We start from the raw sequence: 14,558 nt of genomic DNA on the forward strand, positions 1-14,558 counted from the left end.
CATTGATATGATAATTTCATCCTCACTTGCCATGCCCTGATCGGGGCGAGTGGACCACAACACGAGAGCACGCTTATGACGCTTGACCTTGCATTGAGAATCCGCAGCGTACTTGCGCTTGCCCCGGAGTCGCCCGCATTGGAATACAAGCAGCGCTGGTACTCATGGGGTGAGATGTCAACGCTGATGTCTCAGACCAACGATTTGCTCAGTGCCGCAGGCCTGAGCGAAGGTGCGCCTGTTGGAATACTGCTGCGCAATCGCCCTGCTCAGCTGTGTGCGCTATTGCAAGTCCTTGCATCACGGCGGTGTGTGGTAACACTCAACCCTTTTCAGTCGGCGGATAAGATTGCCCGTGACCTTGAAGCCACGCAGGTAGGTGCATTGATTGCCGACGAACAGGACTGGCAGGCACCCGCACTTATGACCGCGGCAAAAGCCAAAGGCTGCTTGGGGCTGAGTGTCAGTTCCGGCGACAACCTGACCGTGGCTGCGCAGCCAGGGCTTGACCTCACGCTTGATGCGGCGACCTTGCCCGATCTTCGAGAAACCGCCATCCTGATGCTTTCAAGTGGCACCACAGGCCCCGCTAAACGCATTGCCCTGCCTTATGCCAAGCTCGAAGCCTCGTTGTCCGATGCGGCGCATTACGAAGCTGGAAACGCCATCTCCGGCCTGACCCTGAAAACCAGCCCGGCCATGCTCACCATTCCGTTGGTACACATCGGCGGGATGTATTTCGCCGTTGCGGCCATCACCTCCGCCCGCCCCATCGTGATCCAGGAGAAATTTTCGGTCCAGGAATGGAGCCAGGCGGTGGCAACCTATCGGCCAAAGATGGTTTCGCTTCCACCGACAGCCATCCGCATGATCCTCGATGCTGATGTGGCCAAGAGTGACATCGAAAGTCTGCTGGCAATTCGTACCGGTAGCGCCCCGCTTGAACCGGCCCTGCAGATCGAATTTGAAACCCGTTACAACATTCCTTTGCTCGATGCCTACGGCGCCACAGAGTTTGCTGGCGCGGTGGCCGGCTGGAGCCTGCGAGATCACAAAGAATTCGCCCAGCAAAAACGCGGTTCGGTTGGCCGTGCTCAGCCAGGCTGCGAGGTTCGAGTCATTGACATGCAAACCGAACAAGTCCTGGGCAATAACAGCATCGGTCTGCTGGAAGTTCGTTCAGCTCAAGTCGACGCAAGCCGCTGGGTACGTACCACCGACCTCGCGGAGATCGATGACGACGGTTTCATCTTCATTCGCGGCCGCTCGGATTCGGCAATCATTCGTGGCGGTTTCAAAGTACTGCCCCGAGATGTCGAGCACGTGCTGCGTGAGCACCCGGCAATCAAGGAAATCTGCGTGGTTGGACTGCCTGATCCGCGCCTGGGAGCAGTACCCGTTGCGGCGCTTGAAGTTCGTCCAGAATTCACGCTGGACGAAACCCAGCTTACCGCGTTTGCGAAAGAAAAACTGGTGGCCTACCAGGTCCCGGTGCGCTGGTTGATGGTTGAGAACTTGCCGCGCACCCCTTCGCTGAAAATCAGCCAGCACGAAGTACGCCAGCTGTTTACCGCACCCGATCCCATCACGCAGACCGCTATCTGAAGCCGCCCCCGGCCGAACGGAGGGACCTATGTCCGAGCAAGTGCTGTTGCAAGACCTTGAAGACGGCGTTCTAACGCTGACCTTCAACCGTCCTGAGCGTCTGAACGCGTTTAATCCAGCGTTGATGCGCGCCTTTACCGAAGCGGTCGGCCAAGCGGCCAAAAATCCAGAAGCCCGGGTTGTTGTGATTCGTGGCGCTGGCCGTGGGTTCTGTGCCGGTGGCGACTTGAGTGGCAAACCGAAAAAGGATCCGTCTGCAGAGACAGAATCAAAGCCGCAGAAGCCCAAGGCACCCGATAGCCTGGCGTCTCGCATCGACTGGTTGCGCGGCAACATGGACGCCACTCGCCAGCTGTTCGAAATGCCCAAGCCAACCATCGCCATGATCCGCGGTGCCACTGTATCCGTGGGGATGGCAATCGCTGCGGCCTGCGACTTCCGGGTGGTGTCCGATAACGCCTCCTTTATGACGGGCTTTGCCAAGGCCGGGTTATCCGGTGACTATGGTGTCAGCTATTTCCTCACTCGCTTGCTCGGTACTGCCAAGACCCGCGAGCTGATGTTGCTCGGTGAGCGCATCGACGCCGCCGAAGCCGTGCGAATCGGCTACGCCTCGCGGCTGGTGGACGATGCCGCGCTGGAAGACAACACCTACGCGCTCGCGCGGCAACTGGCATCGGGCTCCTCGATCATCCAGCGCTACATCAAGCAAAACCTCAATGCTGCGTTGGAGATGCCGTTGCCCGCATCCCTGGACCTGGAGGCCACCCTCAATGTCCTGAGCGCGCAGACAAACGACCACAAAGAAGCTGTGCGCGCTTTCATCGAACGCCGCGACCCGGTTTTCAGCGGTAGCTGATCCCCACTCGACTACGCGAAGAACAGACGGAGACACCATGTCCGACCAGACCCTGACCGAAGACTTCAAAAAAGCCACCGCCTACGAACTGACTGACCACGATATCGAGCGCGCCAAGTTGATGTTGCATGTCGATCTGGCCAGCCGCGACCAGGAGCAGATTGGCACAGCCTCGATCGACAATATTCGCTCCTTCGCTTATGCCTGCGGCAGCGACAACCCGTTGTTCTGCAACCCTGACCATGCTGCCAGCAGCCGTTGGGGCTCGGTGATCGCGCCGTCGATGATGGCGGGCGTCATTAACCGCCCCATGCTCGGTGATCCGCTGCCTGAAGAATTGAAAGCGGCAACCAAGAGCCTGTTCCGTGGCATCCACATGTTCATTTCCGGTGGCGAGTGGACGTTCTACCGCCCAATCTTTCCGGGTGACACCCTCTATAGCTTCGGCGGCGAAGATGGCCTGGAAGTCAAACAGTCGGAGTTCGCTGGCCGTTCGGTCACTCGCTTCAACAGTCAGGTGAAGGTCAACCAACGGGGGGAGGTCGTTTCGGTATACCGCTACCGAGCAATTCTCACCGAGCGCAAGAAAGCACGCGAAACCGGTAAGTACAAGGACATTCAACCGGCGACCTACAGCGATGAAGACTTGGCCCGCATTGATGAAGTCTACTCGGCTGAGCGTTCCCGTGGCGCTGACACCCTGTACTTCGAAGACCTGGAAATCGGCAGCGCGCTGCCTGGTGGTGCCAGTGGGCCGTTGACCGTCACCGACGTGGTCAATTTCCATGGTGGTGGTTACGGTTGGGTTCCCTATGGCCTGCGTACCGGCCGGATGTGGAACAACAACCGCAAGCGCATCGCGCCGTTTTACGTCAAGAATGCTTACGGCGTCCCGGATGTTGCTCAGCGTTTGCACTGGGACAGCGATTGGGCCCAGGCAATCGGCAATCCGATGGCGTACGACTATGGCGTCATGCGTGAAAACTATCTGTTCCGCTACCTAACCGACTGGGCCGGTGACAACGGCTGGGTCTACAAGCAGTACGACGAGATCCGCAAGTTCAACTACATGGGCGACACCCAGTTCATCAGTGGTGAAGTGGTGGGCAAGCGCGTGGAAAATGGCCTCAACCTGGTAGACGTCAAGGTGAAAATGACCAACCAGCGCGGTGAAGACACTGTTCTGTGCGATGCGGTCGTCGCCCTCCCCAGCCGTGACGGCGCTCTGGTACTGCCGCCTGTGCCTCACGAGTTGCAAGCGCGTGCCTCGAAGATGATGGCGCGTCACTGGGAACTACTGGCCGGGAAGCGCAAGTCATGAGTAGCAATGGCTTTCTCGACACTCCCGAACTGCTCGCCTACCGCGCGCAAGTCGAGGCGTTCCTGGCAGCTCACTGGAAACCCGTGAAGGGACCGGAACGCGCTGCGAATGAGCGGGCCTTTCGGCTGCTCGCTACCGAGCACGGCTATCTGTATCGCAACGTGCCGAAAGCCTACGGCGGTTCAGAACAACCGGCCGATATCCTCAAGGCGCAAATTATTCAGCAGGTCTTCAACGGCGCTCGGGCGCCGCTGGAAGTGCCCGGTGTCGGCTACGGCATGTTGGTGCCGACATTGTTGGGGTGTGGCGAGGAATGGCAGAAACGCCAGTTCGTCCCCCCAACGCTGAGTGGAGAGATCCGCTGGGCTCAAGGCTACAGCGAACCTAATTCAGGTTCAGACCTGGCGTCGATCCGCACCAAGGCGCGCCTGGAAGGTGATGAATGGATCATTGATGGTCAAAAAATATGGAGTTCCGGCGCGGACAAGGCTCACTACCTGTTCATGTTGGCACGTACAGAGCCAGAAGCCGGAAAGCATGCCGGCATTTCTTACCTGCTGGTGGACCTGCGACAGCCCGGCATAACCATTCGCCCCTTGCGGCAGATCAACGGCAGTGAAGAGTTCAGCGAAATCTTCTTTGACGGTGCTCGCACCCCGGCCAATTGGATTGTCGGTCAGCGAGGTGAAGGCTGGAAGGTCTCCAAGACCACACTGTCTGCCGAACGTGCTGGCTTCATCGGCGCAGCGGAAGGGTCGGTGACCCTGCACCGCAAGCTGGTGGAGCTGGCCGAGCGTTGCCTCTACAACGGCCGCCCGGCCATCGAGGAACCCCGTATCGGCGATCGTCTGATTGTGCTGGAGGGCATGGTCAGCGCCCACTACCACAACATGCAGCGTCAGTTCGCCCTGCGTCTGGCCGGCCAAGATGCCGGTAGCGTTGCGCTGATGAACAAACTCATCGTCACGCGTATCGCTGCGCAGGTGGCTGACATCGCCCGGGACATCCTCGGCGATGACTTTATGCTCTCGCCATTTGGCCGTGAAGCCGAAGCAGGGCCGGAGAAATGGCTCAACCAGTACCTGGGCTCGCTGGGCATTGCCATTGCCGGCGGCACTTCCAACATTCAACGCAATGTCATCGCCGAACGTGGTCTGGGCTTGCCCCGTGATCCGGCGATGGCATCTTGAAGGCGAATCAGCCATGAACTACCTGCTCAACGACGACCAGACTGCCTTCGTCGACACCGCCCGCAAGTTCCTAGCCGAACATGCCGAGCCCTTGTTTTTGCACCGTATTGCCGATCGCCACGGCGACTGGCGTCGGGATCTCGGTGACCTCTGGCAAGCGTTCGCCGAACTCGGATTCGCCAGCTTGTTGATCGCCGAAGAGGACGGCGGGACTGGTCTTTCGCTGTTCGACGCGGTGTTGATCAACGAGGTAATTGGGGCCAGTGCCGCACCTCTGCCCTTCATTGGCCATCAACTTTGCTGCCTCGCCATTGCACAAGCCGGTAACGCCGAACAGAAAGCCCGTTGGTTACCGCTACTGGCCAGTGGGGAGCTCGTGGGCAGTGTCGCCCTTCAGGGACGCCTAGGCAGCTATCGACCTGACAGCTGGCAGGCACAGGCAGGCGGTGAAAAAAATCTGACATTGGCCAATGTGGAAGTTTCCGGCAGCCATTTTCCGACCTTGATCGTCACCGGCTTGGCGGGTGGCGGTCTTGGGGTGGTTGACCCTCAGGCACCAAGCCTGCTACGCCTTGACAAACCCTGCGTCGACCCCATCGGTTTCCTTGCCGATTTCCAGGTCAATGAAGGCAATATCGAGGCACTAGCCAACGGCAGCACCTGTAGCCAGGCACTGGTCGATGCTGGTCTTGCTCTGCAAGCCGCACAGGCATGCGGTGGTATTGCCAAGTGCGTAGAGCTGGCCACCGAGTACACCAAGGTGCGCGAACAATTTGGGGTGCCAATCGGCCAGTTCCAGGCCGTAAAACACCAGCTGGCGGAAATTGCTCTGGAGGGTGAACCCAACCGTCCGTTGGTCTGGCACGCCGCACAGTGCGTCGCTACCGGTGAATCGGGTGCCAGTCGCCACGCTGCGCTGGCCAAGGCTCATCTGGCCGATGCCTACCTTCACGTCGCGCGCAAGACCATCGAGTTGCACGGGGGCTTCGGGTACACCTGGGAAGCCGACCTGCACCTGTACTTGAAACGCGCCATGTTTCTTTCGGCGCACCTGGGCAGTGCCCTGAGCCTGCGCCAGTATCTGGCAGATAACCGTTGATCAGCACTGAGCATCAGAGTCGGCGGCCATTGGCACGCCAACGAAGCCATTGACAGGAGAATTACCATGCGCCCATTCGTATTCAGCTGCGACGCTCATATCGTCGAACCGCCAGACCTGTTCACCGCCAATTTGCCTGCACACCTGCAGCAGTGGGCCCCAAACGTGGAAATCGACGTCGAAAAGAAAATGCGCTTGAACCGTATTGGCGACGTCACCCAGTTCAAGATCCCACTCGGCTTTCATAGCCACAAGGTGGGAGAATCGGATGACCTCGTCGACATCCGTCGCCTGGGCACACGTGACCTCAAAGCACGTTTCACCGACATGGAACGCGATGGCGTCGATGCTGAGCTGGTGTTCCCCAGTCTCGGTCTATTGATCTCCCGAATCACCGACGCCGAAGCTTCGCGCGAATGTGCCCGCCTGTATAACGATTGGGCCTGGGGCTATGTCGAGGGCGTGCGTTCAAAACTGGTGCCTGCAGCAGTCATTCCACTGGTTAACCTTGAAGACGGCATCGCCGAACTCAAACGTATCATTGCCATCGGTTACCGGGCAGTGATGATGCCAACCGTCAACCTCGATTCGATCCAGGCCTTCAATGACCCTGCGTGGGACGAGTTTTTCTCGCTGTGCGCCGAAGCGGGTATTCCGATGGCCTTCCACACCGGTGTAGGCAACGTCAACCTACGTGCCCTGCGTGGTCCCGGTGCCGCGCTGTTCAACTATTCACGGCAAATGAACGATGCCGTGGATGTGATCAGTGCCTTGGTGGGCGGCGGCGTGTTGGACCGCAATCCGGACGCCCACATTCTGTTCGTAGAAGCGGGTGCGGGGTGGCTGTTGGGCCTGGCTGAGCGGATGGATGAAGTTTACGAAGGCCATGCCCCGTCTATTCATCCGAAACTTGCGCGCAAACCTAGTCAAATCGTCCGCGATCAAGTGCACTGCTCTTTCCAGAATGATCTTGGTTGCCTGCTGACAGCTAAGGGCCTGGGCATCGAGAACTTCCTGTTCGCCACCGACTACCCACACAGCGAAGGCACCTTCCCTTATTCGCGAACGCTGGTCGAAGGGATGTTTGAGCAAGTACCGCATTTCACTGATGCCGACAAAGCGGCGGTATTGGGGCTGAACGCCGCGAAGATGTTCGGTATCGAACCTGCGGTCGTGCACGAGGAAACCGCACGGGCGCTGTCGGCCTGAGCCTGCAATACATGGGGTGCGCAATGCGCCCCATTATAGATTCCAAGGGACTGCCTGGCGGAAGAGGCTTGAACAACAAACATTGCAATGATATATCTGATTAAAAGCAGTCCCTAACAAAAACAATACTGCGAACTAGGAGTGAAGCATGATCAATGCAGCTTCCACCGACCCGACGCTGCCCCTGGCAGGCATGCGAGTTGTCGAGCTGGCCGACGGCAAGACTGATATGGCCGGGCGCTTGCTGGCTGATCTGGGTGCCGAAGTCATCCTGCTCGAACCGCCACACGGTAGCGCCAGCCGTCATATCGCCCCGATGTTCCAGGGCACCAGCCTGTACTTCGCCACCCATCATGCCAACAAGCGCAGTCTGGTGCTGGACTTAAACGCTGATGCCGATAAAGCAGCCTTCATTCGTCTACTTGCCAGCACTGACCTGCTGCTGGATGCAAGCGGCCCCGACAACTTGGCCCGATTGGGCTTACCGGTAGGTGATCTGCGCAGTCGTTATCCCGGCCTGGTAGTACTGTCGGTCAGCGATTTTGGTCTTACTGGCCCCTACAGAGACCATTGCGCGAGTCACGCGGTTCACGCGGCGCTCAGCGGTGTACTTTGCCGTTCTGGCAGGCCGGGCCATACACCTCTGCTGCCGCCGGGCAATCTATGTTGGGAATCGGCAGCGATGCAGGCCGTCTGGGTTGCATTGCTCGGTCAGTGGCAGCGGCTGAAGACCGGGTGCGGCGACCATCTGGACTTCTCCATTCAAGAAGCGATCGCCCAAGTACTGGACCCGGGCCTCGGTGTCACAGGAAGTGCCCAGGCAGGCAAGTCAGCACTTGACTCCACCAGCCATGACCGGCCCGCAGCCGTGCCGATGTACCCGATCCTGCGTTGCAAAGATGGTTTCGTGCGGATCTGCGCGCTCAATCCTCGTCAATGGGAAGGCCTGCGCGACTGGTTGGGGCCTGATCATGAGTTTCATGACCCGCAATACCTCAGCATTGCCAAGCGCATGCCCAAGTGCGCCGAGATCAATGCCCTGACGGGTGAACTGTTCGCTCGCAACACTGCTGCCGAGCTCTTGCTCGCCGGCCAGCGATACGGGGTGCCGATTGCTATCGTGTCCGAACCTTCACAGGTCCTTGAAGACGAGCATTTTATAGCCCGCAGCTCCTTCGTTCCGTTGCAACTGAGCGAGGGTGTCCGCGGTCAGGTCCCGTCCGGTTATCTGGAACTGGATGGTCGACGCGCGGGGGTTCGTCACTCTGCGCCCAGGCTGGGTGCCGACACCAATGCGCTGTTAGAGGAAACAGCTGCTGCGGATAAACATGCGAGCAGTCACGAGAAACCCTTCTTGCGCCGCCCGCTTGAGGGCGTACGAGTGCTCGACCTAGGCGTGATTGTCGCTGGCGCCGAGGCCGGCCGCTTGATGGCAGACCAGGGGGCGGAAGTCATCAAGATCGAGAACCGCGCATTCCCTGACGGGGGTCGTCAATCCATGACCGGTGCCCCCATTACGCCTTCGATCGCCCAAGGTCATCGCAACAAGCGCAGTCTGGGCATCAATCTGCGCAGCGAAACGGGTCGGGACCTGTTCAAGCAACTGGTGGCCAAGTCGGACGTGGTGCTGTCGAATTTCAAACCGGGCACACTGGACTCCTTGGGACTGGGATACGAAGTGCTCAAGGAGATCAACCCAGGCATCGTCGTACTGGACAGCAGCGCCATGGGCAATTCCGGACCTCAGAGTCGCACCCCCGGCTACGGCCCCCTTGTTCGCGCATCTACCGGCATGACCTCGTTGTGGCGCTACCCGGAGATGCCGGAATTCTTCGGCGATGGCGTGACCATCTTCCCGGACCATATGGCAGGGCGAGTTGCAGTAGTCGGTGTATTGGCACTGCTGCTGCGTCGTGAGCGTACTGGGTTGGGTGGGACAGTCAGCGTTGCCCAGGCCGAGATATTCCTCAACGGCACTAGCGAGCAATTTTTGCTTGAGTCCCTGCAACCGGGCTCATTCAAGGCTCAGGGTAATCACTCAGCCTGGCAAGTGCCGGACGGTGTCTTCGCCTGTGCCGGGGACGATCAATGGTGCGCGGTTTCAGTTCGTGATGACGACGACTGGCTGCGCTTGCTCAGTGCCATTGATCGTCGGGACCTGGCCGACGACAGCAGCCTGGCGACAGCGCAGGGACGGCTGGCCAACCGGGAGCAAGTCAATGCTCTGGTGGCCGCGTGGACCGCGCAGCGCAGCCCCCAATCAGTTACCCAGGCCCTGCAGGCTGCAGGCGTACCCGCAGGCTTCATGCAACGCCTGAGCGACTACCGCAGTGACCCGCATTACGCCGCACGCGATTTCATCCGCGAGTTGGTGCATCCGGGCCTGCCGGAACCATTGCCTACCGAAAACCGCATCGCCCATTCCCTGCATATGCCCGAACCGCTGTTGGATCCGGCGCCTTTGCAGGGTGAACACACACGCGAACTGGCTGAGCGTTTACTTGGGCTGGCCCCGAGTGACATCGAGGCACTGATCAACGACGGGCATCTGGAAGACGTTGCCGCTGCGCCTGCCAAGGCATGACTAATAAGGATTCGATTGTGAGCCAACCATTGATCAAGGATTCCACCCCTGTGCTGATCGGCGTCGGCCAGTATTCAGAACGTCTCGATGAGGCCGGCTACCGCCAGTTATCGCCCACTGATCTTGCCGCCGAAGCGGCTAAAGCCGCCTGTGAGGATGCTCAGAGTGCATCTGAGCTCACCAGCTGCATCGACGCCATCTACGCCATTCGTACCGTCGCCGATTCGGCTCCCGCACCGATGCGGCACTTGCGAGCGCCTTTTGGCGGACCCAACAACGTACCGGCTGCAGTGGCGAAACGCCTGGGTGCGACGCCGGGAGTACAAGTGTACTCCCCCGCCTGTGGCGATGAACCACAGAAGCTGGTGGGCGAAATTTGTGAGCGCTTGCACGCTGGCGAGCTACGCTTAGCATTGCTGTGTGGCGCCGAGGCCGCCTCGACACAACGTGCCGCTCAAGCCGCCAAGCAGAACCTGGATTGGGCAGAGGAATACCCCAGTGACGTAGATGATCGTCACTGGAACGTGGGCGCAATGCGCACCAAGTACATGAATGATCAGAACATGATCATGCCGACCACTGTCTATCCCTTGCTGGAGCAGGCGCGGCGTAAGCGCCTGGGGATGTCACGCGAGCACTATGCGCAGGAAATGGGTCGGTTGATGGCGCCGCTCAGCGAAGTGGCGCATGCAAACCCCCATGCCAGCAGCCAAAAGCTTTGGAGTGCTGAAGCAATCGCCACCGTCAGCGCCGAAAACCGTTTGATTGGCGACCCGCATCCGATCTCGGTGGTTGCCCGTGACCAGGTCAACCAAGGTGCGGCCGTGTTGTTGACCACAGTAGGGCTGGCCCGGGAAATGGGGGTGCCAGAACACAAGTGGGTGTACCTGCACGGCTACAGCGCCCTGGACGAACGTTCAGTGCTTGAGCGCCAGGATCTGGGTAGCTCTCCCGCCATGGCATTGGCTTATCAGCATGCTCTGCAGGAGGCGGAGATCGGCATCGACGCGGTCCGCTACCTGGACATCTACAGCTGCTTCCCAATTGCTGTATTCAGCGCCATCGACACCTTGAACATCAAACCCAATGACCCTCGTGGCCTGACACTGACCGGGGGGCTGCCATTCTTCGGTGGTCCAGGTAACAACTACTCGATGCATGCGCTGGCCGAAGTGGTCCAGCGCCTGCGCGCCGATCCAGGCGCGTACGGGCTGGTGGGGGCTAACGGCGGATTTTTGTCCACTCATGCAGTGGGCGTCTACTCGACCATCCCCAAACCATTCAAGGCCTGTGATAGCAGCAAGTATCAGGCACAGATCGACGCCCTGCCCGCCCCGGCCCTGACCCTGTCACCCAATGGCTGGGCCAGCGTCGAAAGTTACACCGTACTGCACGACAAACAAGGTCCCAAGGAAGTCATCGTCATCGGTCGCCTGAACAGCACCGGTGAGCGTTTCGTCGCCAACAGCGTGGCCGACGATAGCGAGGCACTCCAGGCATTCAGCAGCCAGGATGGTCTGGAGTTGAATATTTGCGTCAGACTGCTGCAAGGCGTGAACCGCTTTGCCATGAGTGAAGCGTCCCTCGATCGCCTGGTACCGCCGGCCCCCAAGCACCTGCTCGATCAGTATGAATTCGTCCAGGTCGAGCGCCGCGGCCCGATTCTCGAGGTAATCATCAATCGGCCAGAGGTCAACAATGCGTTGGTCCCTGAAGCCAATGACGAGCTGGACCAGATTTTCAACGCCTTCGAAGCGGACAAATCTCTGTGGGTTGCGATCATTTCCGGTGCTGGCACGCGTGCCTTCTGTACCGGCAATGACCTCAAGGCCGCTTCGACCGGTCGGCGCATGTGGATGCCGCGCAATGGCTTCGGTGGCCTGACTGCACGACTCAATCGCGAGAAACCGATCATCTGTGCGGTGAATGGCTTTGCCATGGGTGGCGGGTTCGAGATTGCCCTGGCCAGCGACATGATTGTCGCTGACAGCGCCGCCCAGTTCGCCCTAAGCGAAGTGCGCGTGGGATTGCTGGCAGGTGCCGGTGGCCTGCAGCGCCTGACCCGACAAATCCCCTACAAACAGGCCATCGAAATGATCCTTACCGGTCGACGGGTCGGTGCAGAGGAAGGCCAGCGTCTAGGCTTTATCAACCGTGTGGTGCCAGAGGGCACTGCACTGCAGGCGGCTCGTGAACTGGCCGAGTCCCTGCTTGAGTGCTCGCCAAACAGTATTCGTCTGACCAAACAATTGCTCAACGAGCAGGATTACTACGCCAGCGAAACTGAAGCGGTGCGCGTTGCTTACAAAGCCATCGATAGAGTCGTCAATAGTGAAGACCGAATCGAAGGTGGCCTGGCGTTTGCGCAGAAACGCAAGCCGGTCTGGAAGAATCGTTAACACGGCCCTCCCTATCGATAGTGCTGCTCGTGGGCGCGAAATGTGCGAACGAGCAGTCACAAGGTTATGACTATGAACGCCACGACACTCCCTAGTAATGAAGAGCGCCAGATGCTCAAGGACAGCCTAGAGGGCTACCTGAGCAGCCATTGGGACTATCTCAAGCCCGATCTTGCTGGAATTTGGCAAGGCCTGGCGGAACTTGGCTTGACCGCCCTGGGCAGCGACCCAGCCTATGGTGGCTTGCGCGAATGGCTGATTGTCATGGAAGGCATGGGCAAACATGCGTGCCCTGCGCCATTACATGGCAGCTTCCTGGCCAATCGCTTGTTGGTCGATGCACCAGCCCTCCCGCTGATTGACTCCCTTGCCAAGGGCGGGTGCGCTGTCGGCGTTGCACTCACTGAAGAAGGCGCTCGCCTGGCAGAGCGCGACAGCAAGCTGGATGGCCATCTGGCGATCGTTGACGATCTGGACCAACTGCAGCAATTGCTGGTGATCGATCCTGCCCTTGGCGTACGCCTGATTGATCTGAACGCTACAGGTATCAGCCGCACCACCCTGCCGGGCTTGGCTGTGCCTGCTCTTCACCGGCTGGATTTTTGCGCGACGCCCGTCCAGGTCCTTGAATCCAACACCCATGACCTGGACCGCCTCGCCCGTTTGGGTTATTGCGCTCGGGCCTTGGGCGCGGCCAATCGTGCCTTCGAGATGGTGGTCGAATATGTCAAGGAGCGCCAACAGTTTGGCCAGCCCATTGGTCGTTTCCAGGCCTTGCAGCACAAGCTCGCCGATTGCATAACCCGCCTCGACGGCGTGCGCCTGACGCTGGCAAATGCTGCTCAGAGCCATGACCTGGGCAACCCTGACTGGCGCTTCTACGCCTCGGCCGCCATAGCTTATGCCAGCACGGCATTGCGTCAGGTATCGCTGGAGGTTCATCACAGCTTTGGCGCCATTGGCTACAGCGAAGAGCATGAGGCGCCGCGGCATTTTCGTCGCGTGCATGCAGACCTGTCACGCCTGGGCGGTGCGCGTCGCGCACGTCAGGAACTGGCGGCGTTTCTGGTCGACGATGGCCAGCGCCTTCCCGAGTACGACCTGGGTCAGGCCGGCAACGCCTTTCGCCAGGAAGTACGAGACTGGCTCAAAGCCAACTGGACGGACTTGCATCAGTCGGCGTACCAGCAATTACCGTTCGCGGAGCGAAAGTCTGTACCAAAATTCACGCGCGCCCTGGGCAAGCAAGGTTGGCTAGCACTGGGCTGGCCCGAGCGTTTTGGCGGCCAGGCACGTACACCACTGGAGCAACTGGCCTTTATCGAGGAAGTCCAACAGGCTGGTATTCCCAAGCCCGGCGGTGAAATTCAAGGGCATGCCCTCATGCAGTTCGGCACGCCAGAACAGCAAGCGTTCTTCCTGCCCAAGATCCGCGCAGGCGAAATTCGATTCTGTCTGGGTTATAGCGAACCAAGTGCCGGTTCCGACTTGGCGGCCATCCGTACCACTGCCGTGAGCGACGGTGATGAATGGGTCATCAATGGCCAGAAACTCTGGACCACCTTCGCCGAAGATGCCGACTACCTCTGGCTGGCGGCACGTACTGACCCGACCGCCAAAGCCCATGCCGGTATCAGCCTGTTTATCGTGCCGATGAATACCCCAGGTATCACCGTGCATCCCTCCATGGCGCTTTACGGTCACACGTTCTGCACCGAATTTCTCGACAATGTGCGGGTACCAGCAACCGCACTGGTCGGTGAGGTCAACCAGGGGTGGACGATCATCACCAGCGCGCTGGCCACAGAACGCGTACAGATGGGCGGTTTCGTCGCGCATATCCGTGCCAACTATGAACGCCTGGTTGCCGAGCTTCGCCTGCGCGGTGCCGACCCAGTAGCCCGCGACACGCTGGGGCAATTGGCCGCGGAGATCGAAGTGGCTCGCCAGCTGTTGGGGCGCAGTATCGGTATGCTGGAACAAGGGCAGACTCCGGTGTACGAGGCAGCCATGAGCAAAGCCTTCACGGCCGAGCTGATGGAGCGCCTAGGCGAGGCTGCGCTGGATCTGCTTGGTGTCAGTGGCACGCTTGGTGAACTCGCCCCAGATGCACCTTGCGGCGGCAAACTGGAGCAGGTGCTGCGCCAGTCGATCATGATGGTCATCGGCGGTGGAACTAATGAGATCCAACGAACCTTGATTGCCCAGCGTGGGCTGGGATTGCCTCGCTGACAAAAAGCCCGCTTTGCCCACGCCCCGAGATTCGATTCGAGGTCTAGGAGAAAGCGGGCT

At 59.5% G+C, this 14,558-nt stretch carries 9 protein-coding genes; all 9 read left to right on the top strand.

Features of this window, described 5'->3' with window-relative positions; all coding sequences use genetic code 11:
* Positions 1 to 75: 75 nt before the first annotated feature.
* Positions 76 to 1,605 carry a class I adenylate-forming enzyme family protein gene (locus tag NPS58_RS13070; RefSeq protein ID WP_274115770.1) on the top strand — a complete coding sequence of 510 codons (1,530 nt, stop codon included), beginning with the start codon at positions 76 to 78 and terminating at the stop codon, positions 1,603 to 1,605.
* Between the two features lie 28 nt (positions 1,606 to 1,633).
* A complete protein-coding gene (locus NPS58_RS13075) occupies positions 1,634 to 2,464 on the top strand; it encodes an enoyl-CoA hydratase (RefSeq protein ID WP_274115771.1) in 831 nt (276 codons plus the stop codon).
* Between the two features lie 37 nt (positions 2,465 to 2,501).
* Entirely contained in the window at positions 2,502 to 3,785 is a 1,284-nt protein-coding gene (locus NPS58_RS13080) for an FAS1-like dehydratase domain-containing protein (RefSeq protein ID WP_274115772.1), read from the top strand.
* Positions 3,782 to 4,975, top strand: coding sequence for an acyl-CoA dehydrogenase family protein (locus NPS58_RS13085; protein ID WP_274115773.1), 1,194 nt, complete (start codon positions 3,782 to 3,784; stop codon positions 4,973 to 4,975). Before NPS58_RS13080 ends, NPS58_RS13085 begins: the two co-directional genes overlap by 4 nt.
* A 13-nt stretch (positions 4,976 to 4,988) precedes the next feature.
* A complete protein-coding gene (locus NPS58_RS13090; protein WP_274115774.1) occupies positions 4,989 to 6,074 on the top strand; it encodes an acyl-CoA dehydrogenase family protein in 1,086 nt (361 codons plus the stop codon).
* 66 nt (positions 6,075 to 6,140) lie between these two features.
* Positions 6,141 to 7,283 (top strand): amidohydrolase family protein, encoded by a 1,143-nt coding sequence (locus tag NPS58_RS13095; RefSeq protein ID WP_274115775.1) that lies wholly within the window; start codon positions 6,141 to 6,143, stop codon positions 7,281 to 7,283.
* A 148-nt stretch (positions 7,284 to 7,431) separates the two neighbouring features.
* Complete coding sequence (locus NPS58_RS13100; RefSeq protein ID WP_274115776.1) at positions 7,432 to 9,867, top strand: CaiB/BaiF CoA transferase family protein; 2,436 nt, start codon at positions 7,432 to 7,434, stop codon at positions 9,865 to 9,867.
* Between the two features lie 17 nt (positions 9,868 to 9,884).
* The gene (locus NPS58_RS13105; RefSeq protein WP_274115777.1) at positions 9,885 to 12,266 is read left to right on the top strand and encodes an enoyl-CoA hydratase-related protein; all 2,382 of its coding nucleotides are present in this window, start codon (positions 9,885 to 9,887) and stop codon (positions 12,264 to 12,266) included.
* A 72-nt stretch (positions 12,267 to 12,338) separates the two neighbouring features.
* The gene (locus tag NPS58_RS13110; RefSeq protein ID WP_274115778.1) at positions 12,339 to 14,498 is read left to right on the top strand and encodes an acyl-CoA dehydrogenase; all 2,160 of its coding nucleotides are present in this window, start codon (positions 12,339 to 12,341) and stop codon (positions 14,496 to 14,498) included.
* Positions 14,499 to 14,558 lie beyond the last annotated feature (60 nt).

This window comes from Pseudomonas putida, from assembly GCF_028682455.1.
In the GTDB taxonomy this organism is placed as follows: Bacteria; Pseudomonadota; Gammaproteobacteria; order Pseudomonadales; family Pseudomonadaceae; genus Aquipseudomonas; species Aquipseudomonas putida_AA.